Raw genomic sequence first — 20,950 nt, forward strand, 5'->3', positions numbered from 1 at the left:
GCGGCGGTGGCGGTGGCGGTGGCGGTGGCGGTGGCGGTGGCCAGGAGCATGCCACCGGCGAGGGCGGACGCCCATTTCCTGAACGCGTTCGCGCTCCGGTACCTGGACGCGTTCGCGCTCCGCGCGGGCCTCGCGCTCCGCGCGCCCTCGGCGTGCTTCGCGCGCAGCGCGCCCTGCGGGGTGGGTGTGCTCGTCGGTACGGCTCTGGGCACGGTTGCTCCTGGGGAGGTGTGACGACGGAAACGCAGGTCCGGTACCGGCCGGTAACGTTGCCGACATCGTCGTGTCCCCCCGCGCGGCAGGCCATGTACCCGAACACAGCGGTACGACGGCTGCGTTGTCCCCGTGCACAACCTCCCTGTGTGCTGCGCGCCTCTTTGTAGCCTGCCGGTCATGAGCTCCCCACCGCCGCCTCCTGCCGCGATCGCACCGGTCGCGGCCGCCCTGCTGAGCCGCGCGCAGCATCTGGGCGTCCGCATGGCCCGCCGCATCCGCGCGGAGGTCGGCTACTACGGCGGCGAAGGGCCCGTCACCCTGGAGGAGTTGACCGCCTCCTGCCGGCGCAATGCCGAGCTTGTTTTCGGGCAGTTGGCCGCCGGCACCGCGGTCGGCATGGAGCCGGCTCAGGAAACGGGGCGCAGAGCGGCACGCGAGGGAGCGCCGCTGGCGGAACTGCTGCACGCCTACCGCGTCGGTTCCGAGTTCCTGTGGTCCGAGCTGGCGGCCGAAGCCCGTGCCGCGGACGCGGTCACCACCGACACCATCGTGTCCCTGGCCGCGTGGTGGGTGAACGAAGGTCTGGCGGCGGCGGCCAGCGACGCCTACCGGGAAACGGCCTCGGAACTGCTGCTCCAGCGCGATCGTGAGCGGTCCGTGCTGGTCGAGGCCCTGTTCACGGGCGTGCTCACCGACCGCACCACCCTCTGGGAAGCCGCCGACGCACTCGGCCTGCCGGCCGAGGGGCCCTTCGTGGTGGTGGCGGCCGGTGTCCCCGCGCCGGGCCGGGAAGCGCTGCCCGGCATCGAGCCGCGGCTGCCGGCCGAGCAGATCCGGTCGGCCTGGCGGCTGCTGCCCGACGTTCAGATCGGCGTCATGGCGACCCGTGGCCCGGGCGCCGAGGACGCCGCCCTGCGCATCCTCGGCGGTTTTGCCGCGTCGAGGGTGGGCCTCAGCCCCGCCTACCGTGCCTTGCGGGACACCCCCCGGGCCCTGCGCCTGGCCCGTCTCGCGCTGGCCCGGGTGCGGCGGGAGGCGGCGGGTGTCGTCCGGTTCGACGACAGCCCGGTCGCCGCGCTGGTGGCCTCGTCACCGGACGAGGCCACCAGGATCGCGGGGGCTGTCTTCGCACGCGTACTGGAACTGCCGTCCGAGGAACGGAATCGGCTGCTGGAGACCTTGGAACACTGGTACGCGGCGGGCGGTTCGGCAGCCGGTGCGGCCCGGCGGCTGTACTGCCATCGCAACACCGTGCGCTATCGGCTGCGTCGACTGGAGGAACTGACCGGCCGCTCCCTCCAGGACCCCCGCGCGGTCACCGATCTCTCCGTGGCCCTGCATGCGCTGCGCCTGCTTCCACCTCCCTCCGAGAGCGTGTGAGCCGGCCGGGGCGGCGCGCACTGCGTGCCGTGGCGGACCCGTCACCACGACAGCGGCGGTAGGCGGTCGATGCGGGAAATCCTCTCCTCAGCGTCGGGGTACGGAGACCCTTTGTGCAGGTCAAGCGGTCGTGGCCGCCTTCGCGGACAGCAGCCCGGCCGATTGTCAGTGGCCGTCCCTAGAGTGCTTCCCATGGGAACGACGCCGTTGGAACAAGCGCTGCGCGAGGACCCGGACGACCTCGCCGCCTGGCGTGCCTACAGCGACATGCTGCTGGAGCGGAACGACGCCCGGGGCAGACTGGTCGAGCTGGAACTGCGCCTCGCGCGCGAGGTGCGGGATGACGGACGCGAGGCGCTGCAGCGCGAGATCGACCAGCTGACGCAGCAACATCAGGAGAGCTGGGAGGCCGAACTGCCGGAAGGCGTGGAGGCCGTCGCTCGCCGGTACGGCTTTGCCACCAAGGTGGCCGTCGACTGGTCACAGGAGGCACCTGCACGCATGGCCGTGGCCCTGCAGGGCCGTTTCGTGACCGCGCTGCGCATCCGGCCGGGCACCGCTGCGGAGGAAGCGGACGCCGAGTACTGGAGCGACGAGCCCGACTTCGACGAGAACGACATGCCGCTCCCGCCACCACCTCATGAAGCCGGTGCCCTCACGGACCTCGACTTCGGTGGGATCCGCGAACTGGACCTCTCGTACTTCCGTATCGCTGACCCCGGCGCCAAGAGCCTTGCCGCCGCGGCCTCGGCGGGGCGGATCGAGACGCTCGACCTGCGCTACTGCGGCATCGGCAGCGACGGCGCGGCAGCCCTGGCCGCCTCCGGGAACTTCGGCGACGTCCGGCGGCTGCACCTCCAGCACAACCGGATCACCGGCGACGGTGTGCGGGCGCTGGCCCGCTTCGAGCGGCTCGAGGAGCTCGACCTCCGGTACAACCAGATCGGCGTTGGCGGCGCACAGGCCCTGATCGATGCGCCGTTCGCCGGGTCCCTCAAGCGCCTCCTGCTCCATCGCCAGGACGTCTCCGACGCCGGTGCCGAGAAGCTGGCGTCCGCCCCGCAGCTCCCGACCACCCTGCGCAGCTTTTGGAGGAGCGTGTGAGCACGGAACTCCGCGACCGCTTCTTTGCCCTCTCGACCGGCTCGGCCTCCGAGGACGAGGTGGCCCGCTTCCGCACCGAGGTCGACGAGACCGACACCGAGGCCACCGCCGTGATCGACGGGCTGGCGGTCTCCTGGCACCCGACGGCACGTTTCAAGGCGGTGCGATTCGTCGACGCAGAGCGCCTCGAGGAGGCGGCGCGCGAGCTGTTCGCCCGGCCCAGCAAGGACGCGCCGCACCTGGCTGCCGTGTTCGTGGACCCACGCGAACTGTCTTTTCGCACCTTCGAGAACATCGTGCCTCTGGACCGGCTCTTCGAGAACGTTCCCCTGGACCTCGCACTCGCCGAGCCCGTGGAGCTCGCACAGGACGCCTACGCGGCGCAGCTGCACCTGCCGGACGACGCCCGCGGCCGCATCGAGGGACTGGACGAGCTGAACCTCTACGTCCCGCCGCTCAACTCCGGCTCTCGCGGCGGCGAACGCTTCATCTTCCACTCGGCGCTGCTGGCCGACGCGCTCACCAAGGCGCTGTCCACGGCACTGCCCGAAGCGGTGCTCGACGGCTTCTCGCACGTCAACCCCGTGTTCCGCTGCAACCGCTTCGATCCTGGAGACGCCAACTTCCACCATCACCGGGACACGCCCTACTACGACGCCGCCCGCGGACACGTCTCCCGGTACACGCTGCTGCTCTACCTCACCGGCGGCTCCGGCGAGTCCGCACTCGACCTTACCGGGGGCACCACGCTCACCGACATCGAGGCCTTCACCTGCGTCGTCTTCGACCAGCGGTACGAGCACGAGGGCGCGCCGTACCGCGACGGCCGCAAGGTTTTCCTGCGCACTGAACTGATCTTCCATCAGCCCGAGTCGGAGGTTGCGCACGACCCGGGGATCGGCGCGCTGTTCAGCAAGGCCTGCTACCTGACCGGCGAGAGCGTCTTCGCCCCGGAACTCGCCCGGCACGCCGACTCCTACTACAACCAGGTGGCCGCCGCGCACTGGAGCGGCCTGACCGCCGGTGACGTCCCGAGCGAGCCGTTCGTCCACAAGCGGTTCCGTGGCGTGGACTTCGTCGCGAACGGCTACGACTTCTGGTTCGCCAAGAACCAGGGGCTCTCGCTCACCGAGTGCGCCGCGATCACCCTGCTCGACTACTTCAACTGCACACTCGGCGAGCGGGCATTCCGTGACGCATGCGAGTCGTCCGTCATCGAGGCCAAGGGCACGGACTGGATCCCGGGCTTCCTCGCCCGTCAGCGCGGCGAGGGCAGCGACCGCGCCGCGGAGGAGGCGGTCGCGGCCTTCGACAAAACCCTGCTCTTCCCCGATTCCGAAGAGCCGAACGACGCCTGCTGCCCGTTCCACGACTGGGGCAATTTCGAGGCCACACGCTTCGGCGAGATCATCGACCTCAACGAGTCGGCGCAGACCTTCGCCAAGGCGCACATCATGCCGGCGCCCATCCTCATGCTCGGCCAGGACGTCGTTCTCGACCCGGAGAAGTTCATGGTCCGGGGCAACCAGATTCACGTTCTCGGCAAGGAGTCACTCACCCCGGTGAACTTCGCGGCCTGCTGGAACTCCGGTGGTACGCCCCCGAATTACATCGATGTGGCTGCCAAGGTCGATGCGGCACACTTCCTCGTCCCACCGATCGTCTTCTCCGAGACGGACGACTGCTGCCACCTGCAGTTCGACTTCTTCCGCAACACCTGGATGGTGAAGCACGAGCAGTTGCAGGTGCCCGTTCCCAGGATCCGCGACATCGAAGAAATGGACTTCGACCCCGACGACTGGGACACACAGGTCGAAGCGGCCGAGGCCTACCCCTGGATGAATGCGGTCGCCCCTTCGCTCATCAAGGAGTCCTCCGGGAAGGGCCAGGCCGCCCCCTGGTGGGCCGACGAGAGCCCCCTCGACGACGAGCTCTGCAGCCATCTCGATGACATCGCAGAGGAGTACGAAGAATACGGCGACGAGGAATAGGAGTTCGGCAAGGCGGGGGGCGGCCCCTGAGGACCACTGCAGTGGCGACACCACCAGGCGGCCGTGGGCCTCGCCCTCGACCACTGGTGGAGTCCCGACAGCGCCGTGAACGGGGCGGCGAGGGGGAACCTGAACCGGAGAAGGCAGGATCGCCCGCCCCGATGACCCCAGGCTGGCTTCGACATGACCAGCGATCAGATCGATGCCGGCACCGGCGAGGTCATTCCCCCGAGGGTCGCCTTTGCGGACGACGAGCGGTTTGCCGCTGCTTGGCGGGCGGTGTTCGCCGGTCTTCGGCTGTCTGGGGCTCGGTGTTCTGATGGCGTAGGTTCGTCCGGTGAGACCGGTGGTGGACATGACGGCCGGCCAGGGTTCGGTGCCGTGGCAGGGGCTTGCCCGTGGCAGTGGCGGGACAGAGTCGGCTCTCCAGGGTCCGTTGGTGCTGTGCCGGTTCGCTCGTGTCATGGTCTGCGGCGGGGCGGTCCGCCGACAGGCCGGCGGTGAAGCGGGGCCAGGCGAGCAGGACGATGGGGTAGATGGCGTAGCCGATGCGGGTGGCCGGGGAGAGCGCTATCGCCAGGGTCAGCCCCAGGGCCAGTCGGTCGGCGGCGGCAATGGTGCTGCGTGGCGGACGGACCAGCAGCGACACCCCTACGCCCAGGGCACTCAGCCCGATGAGGGCCAGTGTGACAGCCTTCCCGTCGGGAACCAGCGCAACGATCAGGTGACCGAGCAAGGGGCTCTGAGCGGAAGACGCCGTGCGTCCGAGACCCAGCGGATAGAGGACTGCGTTCTGGCAGAACGCACCGCTGTCCACCAGGGCCACGGGCAGGATGGTGAGCACGGCGACCCCCGTGGCAGCTGCCGCGCACTTGAACGCGGCACGCCTGGCGCCGCACACCACGAACACGGCGACGATCACCGGGATGGCCGGCCAGGCGGTCCACTTCAGGGCGGCGGCCGCCCCTATGGCCAGGCCCGCGCGCCCGGCATGACCGCGGTGCGTGTGGGCCAGGGCCAGGCAGATCAATCCGACGACCGGCGGGTCCACGCCACCGATGGTGAGCGGCAGCGCGACGACGGGGCAGGCGATCAGCCACAGGACGCCCGTCCGCCCGGTGGCGCCGGGCGCGGTGCCGTCCGGACCGATACCGATGTCCCGGCCCCTGGTCAACACCCGCACGGCAGCGGCTACGGCTGCGAGGAAGCCGGCGAGGAACCACAAGCGGGCGCTGGTGAACGGGGTGTCGCCGAACAGCATGTGCGGTATCCCGAAGAGCGCCATGCCGGGAAGGTAGGGATTGAAGTCGCGTACCGCATGCGGCGCGGTGTTGTACGGAGTTCCGGAGGAGAACAGCAGCCCGGCCGCGCGCTCCACCACGCCGACCTCCATCTGCGCCCTGCCGATCACCGTCAGGTACAGCAGGGGCATGGCAGCTGCACCGATGACCGCGATCACGGCGGGGGTACGGGCCCACGGCGTCGACGACCTCGCTGCGACCAGGGCGGCGCAGCCGTATCCCACTGCGGCGACCGAACCCCATACCTTCTGCGACGTGTCGGCGGGAGACAGCAGCCCCACCACGAGCGCCGACACCGCGCACACCACCAGCACCGGCCAGTCCCACCGCCGCCTGCCGCGAGGGGACTGGCTTGCGGAGCAAGCCTCCGACTCCTGTTTCCGACCGGCTTGTGGCATCAGATATCAACCCCTTGAAGAGGACATGAGGACATGAGGACATGAGGGCATGGGGGCATGGGGGCATGGGGGCATGGGGGCATGAGGATCGTTGAGGGGACCGCGGGGAGGGCCGTCCGTCCGGCGCCGGATTACGTCCGAAGCGCGTTCCGCATCACGGCCCCGGGGGTACGACGGTGGTCCCGCGACGGGGACGTCCCGGAGCTGGGCTTCGGTGGCCCGGTCGGCGACGACGATGCGCGGTCCGCCGCGGTGGAGGCCGCCGACCGCACGAACGGCTCGTGCGGTGGTGCCTCGCGGTCGTCGTCGCGCAGGTCTGCGGACCCGCCGCCGCGTTCGACGTCGACGAACCCGACTACGCGTCGACGTGCCAGGTGTTCTGCGAGGCGGCGACGGCGATCTCGCCGCTGGTTCTCACTGGGATCTTGGCATCGTCTCCGCAGCTTCGACCCCGGGGTCGCGCATGCTGCGCGACATCTCGGTGTTCCCAGCGCCGCTGTGCACGAGCCGCGCGGTGTGTGATCGCGGGGTGGGGTGGCGGGAGGCGGTCGTCCGCCGCCGGTCGGAGGCCTCGTGCTGCCCGCCGGTTCGCCGGGCCGGCTGCGGATGGCGAGGACCGGCGGTCATGCGGGGGTCTTCTCGCGGGGCGGGGTCCCACCGGTATGACGCTTCAGCAGGCGGAACGCGGCGAGGACCAGCAAGGCACCGACGGCGAGGGTGAGAGCGGTCGAGGTGAGCTGGAGCGGCCAGTAGTCGCGGAGGGGGTGGTAGTCGCGGTAGTAACTGACGGCGTCGAGCTTGTCGTACCTGGCGCGGCACGGCGCCCAGAGGATGCTGCCGCAGTAGGGGTCGGGCAGCCGGGCGCCTGTGGAGGTGAGGACGCCCTCGTCGACCGTCAGACCACTGCCTGCCGGGGCGGAGAGCCTCAGGCTGCTGATACGGGTCACGCTGGGCCACAGGTGGGGCAGTGCCAGGTGAATGATGACGAACACGCCGGCCGTGGCGACCACGGAGGTGATGAGGGCGGGCAGGGAGCGGCGCCAGACGAGGCCCGCCAGGGCGCCGACGGCGAGGCCCACAAGAGCCAGGGCGACGGTGAGGGGCGCGCCTGCATAGAAGGCCGGGGGGTCGTACCAGGCCTCGACGGTGTCGATGCGCCCCTGCCCGGCGGACCGGGCGAGGTGGTGCAGCCCGACCAGCAGGCTGGTGCCCACGGCGATGAGGGCGGCCGGGACGGCGAGCCTGGCGGTGAGCCAGCGGGCCGGGGACACCGACTGGGTCCAGGTCAGCCGGGCGGTGCCCGTCTCCAGCTCTCTGCTGGTCAGCGTGGCACCGGCCCAGGCTGCGACGAGGAACGGGACGGCGAGGACGGCGACCGTGGAGTACAGGTAGACATCCTTGTAGCGCAGGATCGCGGGCTGGTCGTAGGTGCACTTCGCTGCCATGCCGCATGCGTCGTAGTGCCGCCATGCCGCCGCAGCAGCGTCGGTGAGCGGGCCCCACAGCCACAGCAGTGCGGCCGACAGCACGATCACAAGCCCTGCCCAGACGCACAGCGCCGGGCGGTGCAGGCGCAGCAGCCACCGGGTCTGGCGGGGCTCGGCGGAAGAGCGCCGGGTGGCCGCGGGGGCGGTGGAGGCAAGGGCGGTCATGCGGTCGTCTCCTGGGACATGGCGGGGGTGGGTGTGGGGCCGAGAGTCAGTGGTGGCGCTGCCGGGCTGCGCAGGTGGGCGAGAACCAGCTCCTCCAGGGACGGTTCTCTGGTCTGCCAGTCGCCGGGCAGGGGGCCCGCGGGGCGGATGAGGGCGGTGAACTGACGGCCGGTGGTACGGGATTCCACCACGGTGCTCGGGCCCAGGTCGCGGACAGCGCCCGTGGCGGTCTCACGTGCGGGGCTGGTGATCCGGGTGTGGGCGGCCAGCAGGTCGTCGATGTCGCCTGCCAGGCGGACGCGGCCGTCGCCGATCAGCAGCAGGTGGTCGCAGGAGTCCTCCAGCTCCGCGATCACGTGCGAGGACATCACGATCGTGGTGCCGTACTGGGCGGCTGTGGCCATGAGGGTACCCATCAGCTCGTGCCGGGCCAGTGGGTCGAGGGCGGCCATCGGCTCGTCCAGCAGCAGCAGTTCGGGCCGCTTCGCCAGGGCGAGGGCGAGAGCCACGCGGGTGCGCTGGCCGCCGGAGAGCGAGCGGATCCGGGCCCCGTGGTCCAGGTTTCCGCCGGTCACGACCCGCTCCGCGGTGGCCGCGTCCCAGCGGCCGGGATTGAGGTCGGCACCCATGCGGAGCGTCTCGGCGACGGTGAGCTGCGGATACAGCGGCTTGTCCTGAGCAACGTAACCGATGCTCGGCCTGGCATGGGCCGGGTGCCCGCCGAGCACCGTGATCGAACCCCCGCTGGGGGCGATCAGCCCCGCCGCCAGGGCGAGCAGCGTCGACTTGCCCGCGCCGTTGGGACCCACGAGCGCGCAGACACGTCCGGCGGGCAGCCGGAATGTGCAGTCACGCAGCGCCCAACCACCGCGCCGCCGGAACAACTTGCCCAGCCCGGCCGCCTCGATGGCAGTCCTCGTCATCGCTGATCCCTTCCAGTGGGCTCGAAGTGCTCGTCCAGCACGAGAGCAAAGAGCGCCGAGACGTCGTCCCGCTCCAGGCCGGCAGCCCGGGCACGCATCGCCCACTCGGCGAGTTCGGCTCTCAGCGGAGAGTCGCCCGGTGCGGCGCCGAGCGACCTGCGCACGAACGTGCCGAGCCCCCGCCGAGCCTCGACCAACCCCTCCCGCTCCAGCTCCCGGTATGCCTTGAGCACCGTGTTCGGGTTGACCGCCGTGGCCTCCACGACCTCCCGGGCCGCGGGAAGCTTGTCACCCGGCTCCAGCAGACCGAGGCGCAGAGCCTGCTTGGTCTGCTGGACGATCTGCACATAGGTGGCGATCCCGCTGCGCCGGTCGATGCGATATTCGATCATCCGGGCCAACGCCCTTTCACTAATTAAGTAGTGAAAGGGTGGACCGAAGCAGGTGCAGCTGTCAAGGAGGTGCCCCGGCCGGGCCCCTGTGCGCAGGCCCGCCGGCGGCTGTCAGCGTTCTCGCAGGGTGCTGCCCGCGCGGCTTGCCGGAGTCGTCCTGCCAGGAGTGCCACCCCACGGGCCGGAACCTTCTCCGAAGGCACCGCATCTTTCTGCCCGCAGAGGCAGGGTGCCTCTCCACGGGGGGATGTCTTGACGGCACGAAGGACAGCAACGGTCGCCGTACTCAGCATGGCGGTTCTGCTGGGGACGGTCGCCTGCGGCGATCACAACAGCGCCGCCGCCTGCGGAACACCGCACCTGCGCTGGAAACTGACGCGCGTGACCGGCAAGGAGCGAGGCGCACCGGCGGCGACGCTCAGCGCCAGGAACACCGGCTCACAACCCTGCGCCTTCGACGGTTACCCGGAGCTCGACGCCCAGGTGGGCAAGGCGCAGGGCACAACGTCGAAGCCGAAGAAGGCCAAGGCGGCCCGGGTGGTGCTGAACCCGGGCCGCACGATCGACTTCCCGGTCTTCTACAACCCCTACGGCCTTCCCGACGGGTACTGCTTCATCACGGGTGACCTCACCCCGTCCCTCTATGTGACGCCACCCCACCCCGCTCCGCACGACTACGGAACCTCCACGTACCTGACCGACGCGAAGGGCCACCACCTCAACGCCCAGATATGCGAGGACACCATCGAGATCGGCCCACCGCATCAGCGATAGGCGCCCCGACCCGGCCGGAGCGCGTCCGATGAGCCGGAGCACCGGAGTGTGCCGCTGCGCCCGGCGAGCATTCACCGCAGCCGACCGCGCCGCCGCGGACAGCTTCTACGCGGCTGCCCTCGCGGTGGGTGCCGAGGTCCGGTGAGTCGAACGAACCCACGCCATGCGCTCTGAGAAAGCCGGGACCATGCTTCCACGCTGCTGCGGCGCTTGTTGCACTCCGGGCCGAAGGGCGGAGCACTTCCCTGCCTTCGTCGTCCTCGCCGCAGCCCCCATCGGCTGCTGCAGGCCGACCGAGTGACACCACTCCCCGCGGCCGAGCCCGCTCACCGTGTGTCCGCGGCGAGACCGTACTCCGGCAGTGCTATGTCCCCGGCCTTGGCGAACTGCGCCGCGAGCAGGTTCCGCATCGGCCAGCGGGTCATCTGCCGCATGGAGAGATCCCGCAGTCGGATGCCGAGCCGGCCCGACGGCGCGAATCCCGAGGCACCGCCCGGCGGGAGCTGCTGGGCCTGGCTCACGTAAGGGCGCATCACCTCGTCATAACCGCGGAAGGCGACCCGGTGGTCGCCCTCGGCAGCGGCGATTTCACCGGCCAGTACGTATGCCCCGACCAGAGCAAGGCTGGTTCCCAGGCCGGTCAGCGGCGTCGCACAGTATCCGGCGTCGCCCAGCAGCGCCACACGGCCGCGCGACCAGCGGTCGAGGCGGACCTGGCCCATCGAGTCGAAGAAGAAGTCCGGGGCATGGCGCATCGCCCGCAGCAGGCGTGGAGTCTCCCAGCCGACGCGGGCGAAACGCTGGGCCACGAGCTCCTGTTGGGCGGGGACGTCGCGGCGGTCGTGGGCGATCGGTGCCGAGCGGAAGCTGAGGCCGGCCTTGATCTCGCCGGGGACGCGGCCGGGCCGCGCGGAGACGACCAGGCCGCCCGGCGCGTTGTGCATCAGGTACCAGCCGTCGAGATCCCAGTCGTCGGTGGCGGTGAACCAGGCCGTGTAGAGGCCGAGCGGGTGGACGAACTCCCGCTCCGGGCCGAAGGCCAGCGCACGCACCACGGAGTGCGGTCCGTCGGCGCCGACGACCAGCCCGAATCGGCGAGTGGCGGCCTTCTCGAAAGTGACGGTGACCCCGTCCGCGTCCTGAGCGATCCCGGTGACGGTGTCGTCGAACAGGTACTCCGTGTCCGGCAGAGTGGACTCGTACAGCAGACGGGCCAGATCGCCACGGAGGATCTCGATCTCGGAGACGATCCCCTCGCCGCCGAAGCTGTCGGCGGGCACACGCGCGGTGGTACGGCCCGAGGCGTCGACGAGCGCGAGGCCGCGTTGGTCGACGCTCTCCGCCCTGGCCCGGTCCATCAGGCCCATCCGCTCGATCACGGTGCGGCCGGCACCGCGCAGATCGACGGTCTGTCCGCCCGGCCGTGGCGTCGGCGCGCGTTCCACGATCGTGACCGTGAAGCCTCTCCTGCGTAGCCAGTACGCCAGCGCAGGCCCTGCGATGCCGGCACCGCAGATGAGTATCTCGTCGTTCGGCATGATGCGAGCGTACGACGTACGCATAGGGCAAGCAAGCGCGAAACTGTCTTTCATCGCAGGGTGTTGGCCAGTACTGCACTAGTACTGCACTAGCACAGATACAGGCGGAAGGCGCTCGCGCGGGCATCGTCCGGCATCGGCGGCTAGGATGGCACCCATCCAGGTGCACTAGTGCGGAGGGTGTCGGTGAGCGGACAGGTGGTACCGCGCTACAGGCAGATCGTGGCCGAACTGCGGCGGCAGATCGAGACGGGCGAACTGGCGCCGGGCGACCGCGTGCCCTCGACCCGGGAGATCACCAAGGAGTGGGGCGTCGCCATGGCGACCGCGACCAAGGTGCTCACCGAACTGCGCCACGAGGGCATGGTCCGCGCCGTCCCCGGTGTCGGGACGGTCGTGGAGGCCCCGAGCCGCCCGGTACGCAACGCCCGCCCCGCGGCCGCCCCGCGGCCCGGCGGGGCGCCCGATGCACCGTCGGGCCGGGCGGCGCTCACACTCGGACGGATCATCGCCGCCGCCGTCACGGTCGCCGACACGGAAGGGCTGGCCGCTGTCTCGATGCGCCGGGTGGCCGCCGAGCTGGGGGTGGCCACCATGTCGCTGTACCGGCACGTGGCCGACAAGGACGACCTGCTGACGCGGATGATGGACACGGTCATCGCGGGGCACCCGCTGCCCGCCGGCCCGCCCGCGGGCTGGCGGGAGGGGATCGAGCTGGCGGCCCGGCAGCTCTGGGACCTGTTCCGCCGCCACCCGTGGCTCGCACCGGCCCTGTCGGTGACCCGCCCCCAGATGATCACTTCGGCACTGCCGTACAGCGAGTGGATGCTCAGCACCCTGAACGCGCACGGACTCGACCTGCACTCCGCCTTCACCGCGCACCTCATGCTGCTCAACTACGCCCGTGGAATCGCCGTCAATCTGGAGACAGAACGGGAGGCCGAGGCGCACAGCGGTCTCGACAGCGAGGAGTGGATGGACACCCAGGAGCCCGCGCTCCTCGCGATTCTGGCCGCCGGCCGGTTCCCCGCGCTCTCCCGCCTCGCGAAGGCCGGTTACGACCTCGATCTCGACGCCCTCTTCGAGTTCGGCCTCCAGCGCCTCCTCGACGGCCTCGCCCCACTTCTCGACGAGTGCTCCGCCGGTTGAACGCCACCGGCCCGATTCGCGGACCCGATGCACGGGCCCGCACCTCGTCTCGACGCGCTGTCGGCACCACGGCGTCACGCCGGCAGTCGCAGGGTCATCACGGTGCCGGTACCCAGGGCGCCGACCTCGGTCGCACCGTGGGCGGCATCAGGGTGGCCGGCACGATGGTCGTCTGCGTCCTGGAGCGGCGCCGGGAGATCGGACTGCGCGGACTCACACCTTCAACCGCTCCCGGTCTCCCATCACCACGACGGGGTACAGCGCGGGATCCAGGACGCGCAGGAGGGTCTTCATGCCGGCTTCCGGGACGGTGACGCAGGCCGACGTGCCGTCACCGTGGTCCATGTGCAGCCAGATTCCCCCGCCCTTCTCCACTCCGTCGGGCCGGCTCCAGTCGAAGGGCGGAGCACCCTTGAGCCGGTTGTAGTCGATGGCGATGACGTAGTCGAAGTCATGGGCGTGGGCTTCTTCGGGGTTCAGCATGGACGCGTAGGCGTTGTCGTCCTGCCAGTACTCCAGCCGGCTCCCGGGATCCTTGAGCGTGCCTCCCGCGTCGGTGAGGGTGAACACGCCGACGGGACTGCGCTCGTCATCCATCCGGTGGTCCGTCGTCCAGCCCAACCTGCCGTTGTGCGCGGGCCAGGCTGCCGTTCGTTCCCAGGTCGGGCCCCGCTTCTCATAGAGGACGGCGAGGCTGTCGGGCGAATCCCGGCGGTCGCCGTAGACCACCACCGCCTGCCTGGCACTGGCCGGTATCAGCTCCCGCATCCGGTCTCCGACGCCCGGAAGGCGGGTGCCCACAGCCTCGCCGGGAGAAGCGGACACCGCACCCGGTGCACCGCCGGGGGCCTTCCGCTCGGTCCCGTGGCCGCATCCCGTGCCGGTGGCCAGCAGGACGCCGCAGGCGAGAGCCGCACCTATGGCATGACGCACACCGCCGCGCCGCATCGGCCGACGAGGGGACGGGGTCACCGTGGATATCCGCATGATCACGATCCTGTGGCCAAGCGGATGCGGCCCGCATTCTGACGGGGCATCCGGCGCAACGGATGCTCCGCCCGGCTGACCCGGCCGGCCTCGCCGTCTCCCCGTCCACCGGACGAAATCGCTGCTCAGGCTCATCGAGCCGGTAGGCGGAGGGAGGACGCGCACACGGGGGACGAACAGGCCTGTGGCCTTCTCGTCGGCGCCGAGCTCGATCCGGGCCTTCGTGTCTGTCGCCGGGGCCCGGCCGAGACGCTCTCGGCAGCTCGCTCTGCGGCGTCGGCCACGCCATCGCCACGCTTGGGGGACGCGGTGATCGTGGGACAGCGACTGCGGCGACGCCGCGCCGAGCAGGCGGTCCCCTGAAGGATCTGCCGGCCGAGGTGCCGAGGAGACGGCGACAGGACCGCGCGCCGGGGAGAGGACATCGGGTTCTGGACGTACTGGATCGGCAACTCACCCCATCGGCAGGCGAGTCACCCGGGAATCCCGGCGACCGGCAGGTCGCATCAGAGGCACGTCAGGCCCCCGTCAGGGAGCCCTGCCAGTCTTGTTCACGTGAACGGCACGGGTCACCCGGGGCCGGGAACGAGGAGAGGTGCCCGGAGCGGCTGATCGGGGACCAACGAGCACGCCTCGAGGTCGGGCCTCACGAGGCCCACGCAGGTTCGAATCCTGCCCTCTCCGCCAGTACGGCCCCTGGCGCCCAGCTCAGGCCCTGCCGGGCGGCGCCCACGGCTTCTCAAGAGGCGGCGGACCCTCCAAGGCGCCGCGGAACCTATCCTTCAGACTCTTGGGCGGGGCCTCTCTCTCCTCCCGTGCATGCACGAGTCGCGCCGTGGTCACCCGTATGTGGCACTCACGGTGCCGCTGCCTCACCAGCACCACCCACGCACCGTCCCGGGCAAGAAAGGCATACCGTGCCGGCTCGTCTCCCGGCCGGGCGTGCCGGGCAAGAACCTGTGGCACGTAGCGCAGAGCCGCATCCTCGGCCGCTGCCACGGCCTGTCCCTCATCGCCCCCGATGTGGTGAGTGCCCACCAACTTCCAGCGGTGCACCCTGAGTTGCTGGCCCTCGACGTGCTCTGTCACTCGAGTGTCCTCCTCGATGAGGACGTACCACTCAGCAGTCATGGTCAGTGCCTATCTGCCTTCCGGGACCGGACGGGCCGACGAACGGTCGCACGAGCCCCGGCGAGGTCACCGGCGCAGGCGCTCCGCAACCGGCACGAAGCTCGCGCCGGTTGCTCGGCCTCGTGAATCCTGCCATGTGGACCACCGGCAGCGGATGCCAGGCGGCCGCACACAGCTTCCTCCCGGGGCGCTCCGGCGCAGGCCGCCCCGCCGCACTCCCCCGGCCGCCACGGAAGACCCCTCGGCCGCCGTCGGCACGAACTGTCAGCAGATCATTGCTACATTCCCATACATACCAGTAAATTTCGGACAACCGCTTCGAGATGTCACCGGCAGAGGGGGCCCAAGGATGAGCACGGACGACCGCGTCGCGGTGACCACCGGGATCGCACGACTGCACGCGTCGCCCGGACTCGCCGGGCCCGGCCGGCTGGGGCTGGTGACCAACCACACCGGCCTCCTCCCCGACCTGCGTCCGGCCGCGTCCGCGCTGCTCGAAGCCGGCACGCGCCTGGTCGCCCTGTTCGGTCCCGAGCACGGACTGCACGGCACTGCCCAGGCCGGCGAGAGCGAGGCGGACCAGACGGACCCCACCACCGGTCTGCCGGTCCACGACACGTACCGGCGCAGCGGTGAACGCCTCGACAGGCTGCTCCGCGACAGCGGCGTCGACGCCCTGGTGTACGACCTGCAGGACATCGGGGCCAGGTTCTACACCTACGTGTGGACGATGTTCGACCTGATGGTCTCGGCGGCCCGTACGGGCGTGCGGTTTGTCGTCGCCGACCGGCCCAATCCCCTCGGCGGGCTCGTCAGCGAGGGCCCGCTGCTCGACCCTCGGTGGGCCAGCTTCGTCGGGCGCGCCGCGCTCCCCGTCCGGCACGGGCTCACCTGCGGTGAACTCGCCCGGCATCTCAACGCCTCGGCGGTTCCCCAAGTGGCGGGCACCGCAGCCGACTTGACGGTGATCGAGGCCATCGGCTGGCGGCGCGCCATGGGCGCGGAGGCCACCGGTCTGCCGTGGGTCGCGCCTTCGCCGAACATCCCGACACCCGCCACTGCCGCCGTCTACCCCGGCACCTGCCTGTTCGAGGGTACGAACGTCTCGGAGGGCCGTGGTACCACGCAGCCGTTCGAGATCGTCGGCGCACCGTACATCGACGCGCGGTTCGCCCCCTCGCTCGCCGAACTGGCCCTGCCCGGAGTGCACTTCCGTGATCTGCGGTACGTACCGACGTTCCACAAACACGCCGGTCGGCCGCTGCGCGGGGTCCAGCTCCACATCACCGACCGCGAGGCGTTCGCTCCGGTACGGACCGCCGTCGCGATGCTCGCCACGCTGCGGCGGCTGTACCCGGACGGCTTCGCCTGGCGCACCGCGGACGGCGACACGGAGGGGACCGCCCACCGGCACTTCATCGACCTTCTGTGGGGATCGGACCGTTTGCGGCGCGCCGTCGACGCTGGCGAGGACCCGCTGCCGCTGTGCGATCCGCCCGCGCCGCCCGGCCGGTGGGCCGGCGACGAAGCGCTGCTCTACCCCTGAGACCCCTGCCCCACCGCGCGACCTGCTGCGCTGCCCCCGCGACCTGCGCATGGAAGGACACCCCCGTCGATGACCGATCGCACGACGACGTCCCGGGCCGAGATTCGTGGCTTTCGCGCGGGCGACGGACCGCAGGTGGTGGGCGCGTGGCGCCGGAGCGCGCCGGCAGACCCCATCGCCCCGGACCGCTTCCGCTCCCTGGTGCTGCTCGACGCCAACTTCGATCCGGAGGGGCTTCGGGTCGCCGGCGACGGCGACCGCGTCGTCGGCGCGGCCTATGCGGTACGCCGTCTGACGCCGATGACCGGAACCGACCTGGAGCCGGAGCAGGGCTGGATCCCGTTCTTCTTCGTCGACCCGGCCGCCCGCGGGCGCGGTCTCGGCCGCCGGCTGCTGACCGACGCCCTCGACTGGCTGCACAGCCACGGCCGCACCCGGGTGGACTTCTCCTCGTACACCCCGAACTACGTCCTCCCCGGCCTGGACGCCGATGCGTACCCGGAGGCGGACGGGCTCCTTCGGTCACTGGGCTTTCGCACCCTGTACGAGGCCGCGGCGATGGACCGGGGCCTGGTCGGCTATCGCTTCCCCGAGGACGTCGCGTGCCGCCTGGACGAACTGACGGCACAGGGCTACCGGTTCGTCACCCCGTCCGACGACGACCTGGTGCAGCTGGTCGCGCTCGCCGGGAGCCATTTCAACCCGGACTGGGCGCGCGCGATCAGGGAGTGCCTGGCCTCGGGCACGCCGCTCGACAGGATCGTCGTCGCCCGGAACCCTTCGGGCCGCCTGGTCGGCTGGGCGATGCACGGCGCGTACGAGTCGGTTGACGAGCGGTTCGGCCCCTTCGGTGTGCTGGAGCAGATGCGCGGAACCGGACTCGGCAAGGTCCTGCTCCACCTGGTCCTGGAGCGGATGCGGGCGCGGGGTGCGCACTCCGCGTGGTTCCTGTGGACCGGCGAGCGGTCCCCGGCGGGTCACCTGTACCGCAAGGCCGGTTTCACCACCACCCGGGTGTTCCGTGTGATGCGCCGGGAGATCACCCGATGACGCCGTCACGCCGCTGCGGGGGCCTGAGCCGCCGTCACTTCGCGCTCGCGCTCCCTTCGGCGCTGCTCGCCTCCGGATGCGCCGCACCGCACGAGGGCACCGGTCGGCCGGGGGATCCGATCGTCCTCACCCTGCTCTCCCACTACGCGAGCGGAGCCCTCAAGGAGGCCCTGCAGGGCCCGGTCGACGAGTGGAACGCCCGGCACGACCGGGTCAAGGTGCGCACGAAGGCCGTCGAGTTCACGGACCTGCTGACCACGTTCATGGTCCGGCAGGCCGCGGGCCAGGGCACCGACATCCTCCACCCGTACTGCCTGTGGAACGGTCAGCTCGTCCGGGCCGGTGTCCTGCGGCCCGCTCCGTCCGAGTACGCCGAGGAGATCAGGCGCGGCTACCGCGGGGCCGCGGTCGGCTCCTCGTCGGTGCGGGGCAAGGTCTACGGCTACCCCACCGAGGTGCAGACGTACGCCCTCTACTACAACAGGCGGCTGCTGACCGAAGCCGGCATCGACGGGCCCCCGCGCACCTGGCGGGAGCTGGAGGAGGCGGCCTACCGCACCGCCCGCCGGGACCGGTACGGCAACACGCTGGTCCAGGGCTTCGGGCTGTCGACCTTCGACGACTCCACCACCGTCGGCCAGACGCTCGCCCTGCTCAACGCCGCCGGCGGACGGTTCGTCTCCGCGGACGGAAGGAGTACCGCCATCGACTCACCGGCCGGCCGGGCCGTGTTCGAACTGGAGCACCGGCTCGTCGCCGAAGGCGCGAGCGCCCCCGGCGTCAACGTCTACAAGGCGTTCGCGTCCGGACAGGTCGCCATGGTGGTCAGCGCCGGCTGGTGGACCGGGACGCTGAAGTCCGTGATGGGCAAGGACTACCGCGATGTCGGCGTCGCGCCCGTGCCCGTCCCCGGGGCGGACGACGAACGCGCCACGCTCTCCACCGGCTTCATGCTGGGGGTCAACACGGCGAGCAGACACCCGCGCGAGGCCTGGGAGTTCCTGCGCTGGCTCAACGCCGAGAAGGTGCGTGTGAAGAGCGCCGCGAGGGTGCCGGTGAAGAGCGCCGCGAAGGGTCCTGCGGCGACCCGGATGAGTTCACTGCAGGTGTCGGTCGGCTCCCTGACCGGCCGCGCCGACGACATGCACACGCTCCTCGGCGAGGGCGGCGATCCGAATCTGCGGCCGTTCCTGGACGCGCTGGCGTACGCGGTGCCGGAGCCGAACGTGCCGGGCGCGCAGCAGGCCAAGTCGCTGCTGCGCAAGAACATCGAGGCGTTGTGGACGGGCCAGCAGTCGGTCGACGAGGCACTGCGCACCACACGCCGGCAGGTCGATCAGGAGGTGTCGCGCTCATGGTGAACGCCCTGGTGCCGGAGACGGCCGAGCGGGTGAGCGGCCCGTGGTCCGCCGGGCGCGGCGACGACGTCCGCAGGCGGAACGCGCACCGGCGCCGCCAGGCCGTCGTCGCCTATCTCTTCCTTGCGCCGACGTTGCTGTTCTTCGCGGTCTTCCTGGTCCTGCCGCTCGGCTTCGCGCTGCTGCTGTCGATGTCCCGCTGGGCCGGGTTCGACCTCGGCGGCATCCGTCCGGTCGGCCTCGACAACTTCACCGGCCTCTTCGCCGACGGATCGACGTTCCTGGCGCCGATCCTCACCAACACGCTGCTGTTCGCCCTCGGCACCGTCGTCCTCGCGCTCGCCGGCTCCGTGGTCGTCGCCACCTGCATCGACAAACTGCGGTTCCAGGGGCTGTGGCGCACCCTGTACTTCCTGCCGATCGTCACGACCGTCGTCGCCGTCGGCAACGTGTGGAAGTACATGTACGAGCCGGGCGGCCTCGTCAACGGCGCCCTCAACGCCCTCGGGCTCGGCTCGGTGGCGTTCCTGCAGGACCCGGACACCGCGCTGCCCGCGGTCGTGGTCGTACAGGCCTGGGCCTCGGTCGGCTCGGCGATCCTGGTGCTGACCGCCGGGCTGAAGTCCATTCCCGAGTCGTACTACGAGGCCGCCGCGCTCGACGGCGCCGGGCCCGTCACCGTCTTCTGGAAGATCACGCTGCCGCTGCTGCGGCCGTCCCTGCTGTTCGTGTGCATCACCCAGTTCCTCACCGGCCTGCAGTCCTTCGCGCTGATCATCGTGATGACCAAGGGCGGGCCGGGGGACGCGACCAATGTGGCCGCACTGGAGATGTACCAGCAGGCCTTCTCGTACGGCGACTGGGGCACGGCGAGCGCCGCCGCCTTCGTGCTGTTCGTGGTGGTCCTCGTGGTCACCCTGGTGCAGTTGTGGATCTTCCAGCGCAAGGGGGAGGACGCATGAACCGCCGCCGCTTCCCGTGGTTGTCGTATCTGGTGGTCGTGACCGGCGCCGTGCTCACGGTGGTGCCGTTCCTCGACATGGTGATGACGTCCTTCAAGGGGCCCGGCGAGGCCGGCACGCTGCCGTACCGGTTCCTGCCCAGGGCCTTCGACCTGTCCAGCTACCGGGCGGCGATCGACCAGCTCGATCTGCCGGTGCTCTTCCGCAACAGCGTCGTCGCCACCGCCGTGATCACCGGGTCGGTGCTGCTCACGTCGTCGCTCGCCGGCTACGCGCTCGCCAAACTCCGCTTCCCCGGCAGGGACTTCGTCTTCCGCCTCGTGCTGTCGACGATGATGTTCCCCCCGTTCCTCTTCTTCGTCCCGCACTTCCTGATCCTGGTGCACTGGCCGCTGGCGGGCGGCAACGACCTGTTCGGGCGCGGGGGCGCGGGGCTGACCGTCAGCATCGTGGCGCTCGCCATGCCGTTCCTCGTCAGCAGCTTCGGGATCTTCCTGATGCGCCAGTTCATGGTCTCGATCCCGGACGAGGTCCTGGAGGCCGCGCGCATCGACGGGGCCGGCGAGTTCGCGGTGTGGTGGCGGATCGTGGTGCCGCAGACCAGGCCGGTCGTGGTGACGCTCGGGCTGCTGACCTTCGTCGACGCCTGGAACGAGTACATCTGGGCGCTGCTCGTCTCGACCGCCAACCCGGCCGTGATGACCCTGCCCGTCGGCATTCAGCTCCTGCAGGACAACGTCGACCCGAACCGCACGATGCCCATCGTCATGGCCGGCCTCGTCCTCAGCATCCTGCCGATCCTGACCCTCTTCCTGCTGCTGCAGAAGTACTACATCCGCGGTGTCATGCTCAGCGGCCTCAAGTGAGGAGTCGCGGCGTTCACCCTTTTCGGCGCCCTGTTCCACGGGTTCCGGGGGACCCGTCCTCACTCGTGCCGATCAGGAAGTCCGGGCCGCTCGCCGGAAATTCGTAGAACTCAACCCGAAAGAGATACGAACTACGGGTCACCGGGACCGGAAGACCATCGGTGCCTCCGCCCTGGTCCGGGCGGACCGACGTTCCCCTCCCGGGCCGGGGGCAGACTGCACCGGCACACGG

The 20,950-nt window shown here is 70.6% G+C and carries 18 protein-coding genes and 1 pseudogene; 12 read left to right on the plus strand and 7 right to left on the minus strand.

Annotation, left to right across the window (positions count from 1 at the left end):
- From AB0H32_RS21745 to AB0H32_RS21760, 4 genes are all read left to right on the plus strand, one after another.
- The coding region (locus AB0H32_RS21745) for a hypothetical protein (RefSeq protein ID WP_361122989.1) at positions 1–234 on the plus strand (234 nt) is incomplete at its 5' end.
- 159 nt (positions 235–393) lie between these two features.
- Complete coding sequence (locus tag AB0H32_RS21750) at positions 394–1,596, plus strand: helix-turn-helix domain-containing protein (protein WP_361122992.1); 1,203 nt, start codon at positions 394–396, stop codon at positions 1,594–1,596.
- Between the two features lie 192 nt (positions 1,597–1,788).
- Positions 1,789–2,700 (plus strand): hypothetical protein, encoded by a 912-nt coding sequence (locus AB0H32_RS21755; protein WP_361122995.1) that lies wholly within the window; start codon positions 1,789–1,791, stop codon positions 2,698–2,700.
- A complete protein-coding gene (locus AB0H32_RS21760; protein ID WP_361122998.1) occupies positions 2,697–4,691 on the plus strand; it encodes a hypothetical protein in 1,995 nt (664 codons plus the stop codon). The genes AB0H32_RS21755 and AB0H32_RS21760 overlap by 4 nt, the downstream gene beginning before the upstream one ends.
- A gap of 220 nt (positions 4,692–4,911) precedes the next feature.
- Here AB0H32_RS21760 and AB0H32_RS21765 read toward each other — a convergent pair whose 3' ends face one another.
- The 4 genes from AB0H32_RS21765 to AB0H32_RS21780 form a co-directional block, all read right to left on the minus strand.
- Positions 4,912–6,288: a glycosyltransferase 87 family protein gene (locus AB0H32_RS21765; protein WP_361123001.1), complete on the minus strand. Its 1,377-nt coding sequence runs from the start codon at positions 6,286–6,288 to the stop codon at positions 4,912–4,914.
- 725 nt (positions 6,289–7,013) lie between these two features.
- On the minus strand, positions 7,014–8,042 hold the full coding sequence (locus tag AB0H32_RS21770; protein ID WP_361123004.1) for an ABC transporter permease: 1,029 nt from the start codon (positions 8,040–8,042) through the stop codon (positions 7,014–7,016).
- A complete protein-coding gene (locus AB0H32_RS21775) occupies positions 8,039–8,965 on the minus strand; it encodes an ABC transporter ATP-binding protein (RefSeq protein ID WP_361123007.1) in 927 nt (308 codons plus the stop codon). Before AB0H32_RS21775 ends, AB0H32_RS21770 begins: the two co-directional genes overlap by 4 nt.
- Positions 8,962–9,357 (minus strand): GntR family transcriptional regulator, encoded by a 396-nt coding sequence (locus AB0H32_RS21780; protein WP_361123010.1) that lies wholly within the window; start codon positions 9,355–9,357, stop codon positions 8,962–8,964. Before AB0H32_RS21780 ends, AB0H32_RS21775 begins: the two co-directional genes overlap by 4 nt.
- Before the next feature lie 291 nt (positions 9,358–9,648).
- Between AB0H32_RS21780 and AB0H32_RS21785 the strand changes: the two genes are divergently transcribed.
- The gene (locus tag AB0H32_RS21785; RefSeq protein ID WP_361123013.1) at positions 9,649–10,131 is read left to right on the plus strand and encodes a DUF4232 domain-containing protein; all 483 of its coding nucleotides are present in this window, start codon (positions 9,649–9,651) and stop codon (positions 10,129–10,131) included.
- A 326-nt stretch (positions 10,132–10,457) separates the two neighbouring features.
- Here the strand turns inward: AB0H32_RS21785 and AB0H32_RS21790 are convergent, their stop codons facing one another.
- Positions 10,458–11,669 (minus strand): FAD-dependent monooxygenase, encoded by a 1,212-nt coding sequence (locus AB0H32_RS21790; protein ID WP_361123016.1) that lies wholly within the window; start codon positions 11,667–11,669, stop codon positions 10,458–10,460.
- Positions 11,670–11,855: 186 nt separating this feature from the next.
- On the opposite strand from AB0H32_RS21790, the gene AB0H32_RS21795 reads away from it, so the two are divergent.
- Positions 11,856–12,818: a TetR/AcrR family transcriptional regulator C-terminal domain-containing protein gene (locus AB0H32_RS21795; RefSeq protein ID WP_361123019.1), complete on the plus strand. Its 963-nt coding sequence runs from the start codon at positions 11,856–11,858 to the stop codon at positions 12,816–12,818.
- A 213-nt stretch (positions 12,819–13,031) separates the two neighbouring features.
- On the opposite strand, the gene AB0H32_RS21800 is transcribed toward AB0H32_RS21795, so the two are convergent.
- Positions 13,032–13,805 carry a hypothetical protein gene (locus tag AB0H32_RS21800; protein WP_361123022.1) on the minus strand — a complete coding sequence of 258 codons (774 nt, stop codon included), beginning with the start codon at positions 13,803–13,805 and terminating at the stop codon, positions 13,032–13,034.
- Positions 13,806–14,394: 589 nt separating this feature from the next.
- On the opposite strand from AB0H32_RS21800, the pseudogene AB0H32_RS21805 reads away from it, so the two are divergent.
- Positions 14,395–14,492, plus strand: a pseudogene (locus AB0H32_RS21805).
- Positions 14,493–14,513: 21 nt separating this feature from the next.
- Here AB0H32_RS21805 and AB0H32_RS21810 read toward each other — a convergent pair.
- A complete protein-coding gene (locus tag AB0H32_RS21810) occupies positions 14,514–14,936 on the minus strand; it encodes a hypothetical protein (RefSeq protein ID WP_361123025.1) in 423 nt (140 codons plus the stop codon).
- A gap of 349 nt (positions 14,937–15,285) precedes the next feature.
- On the opposite strand from AB0H32_RS21810, the gene AB0H32_RS21815 reads away from it, so the two are divergent.
- The 5 genes from AB0H32_RS21815 (at position 15,286) to AB0H32_RS21835 (ending at position 20,718) form a co-directional block, all read left to right on the plus strand.
- A complete protein-coding gene (locus tag AB0H32_RS21815) occupies positions 15,286–16,482 on the plus strand; it encodes a DUF1343 domain-containing protein (RefSeq protein ID WP_361123028.1) in 1,197 nt (398 codons plus the stop codon).
- A 69-nt stretch (positions 16,483–16,551) separates the two neighbouring features.
- On the plus strand, positions 16,552–17,532 hold the full coding sequence (locus AB0H32_RS21820) for a GNAT family N-acetyltransferase (protein ID WP_361123031.1): 981 nt from the start codon (positions 16,552–16,554) through the stop codon (positions 17,530–17,532).
- Positions 17,529–18,893, plus strand: a complete 1,365-nt coding sequence (locus AB0H32_RS21825; RefSeq protein WP_361123034.1) for an ABC transporter substrate-binding protein — start codon at positions 17,529–17,531, stop codon at positions 18,891–18,893. The genes AB0H32_RS21820 and AB0H32_RS21825 overlap by 4 nt, the downstream gene beginning before the upstream one ends.
- The gene (locus AB0H32_RS21830) at positions 18,887–19,852 is read left to right on the plus strand and encodes a sugar ABC transporter permease (RefSeq protein WP_361123037.1); all 966 of its coding nucleotides are present in this window, start codon (positions 18,887–18,889) and stop codon (positions 19,850–19,852) included. Before AB0H32_RS21825 ends, AB0H32_RS21830 begins: the two co-directional genes overlap by 7 nt.
- On the plus strand, positions 19,849–20,718 hold the full coding sequence (locus AB0H32_RS21835) for a carbohydrate ABC transporter permease (RefSeq protein ID WP_361123040.1): 870 nt from the start codon (positions 19,849–19,851) through the stop codon (positions 20,716–20,718). The genes AB0H32_RS21830 and AB0H32_RS21835 overlap by 4 nt, the downstream gene beginning before the upstream one ends.
- The last annotated feature ends 232 nt before the right edge of the window (positions 20,719–20,950 follow it).

It is taken from the genome of Streptomyces sp. NPDC020362 (assembly GCF_040642095.1).
Classification (GTDB): Bacteria; Actinomycetota; Actinomycetes; order Streptomycetales; family Streptomycetaceae; genus Streptomyces.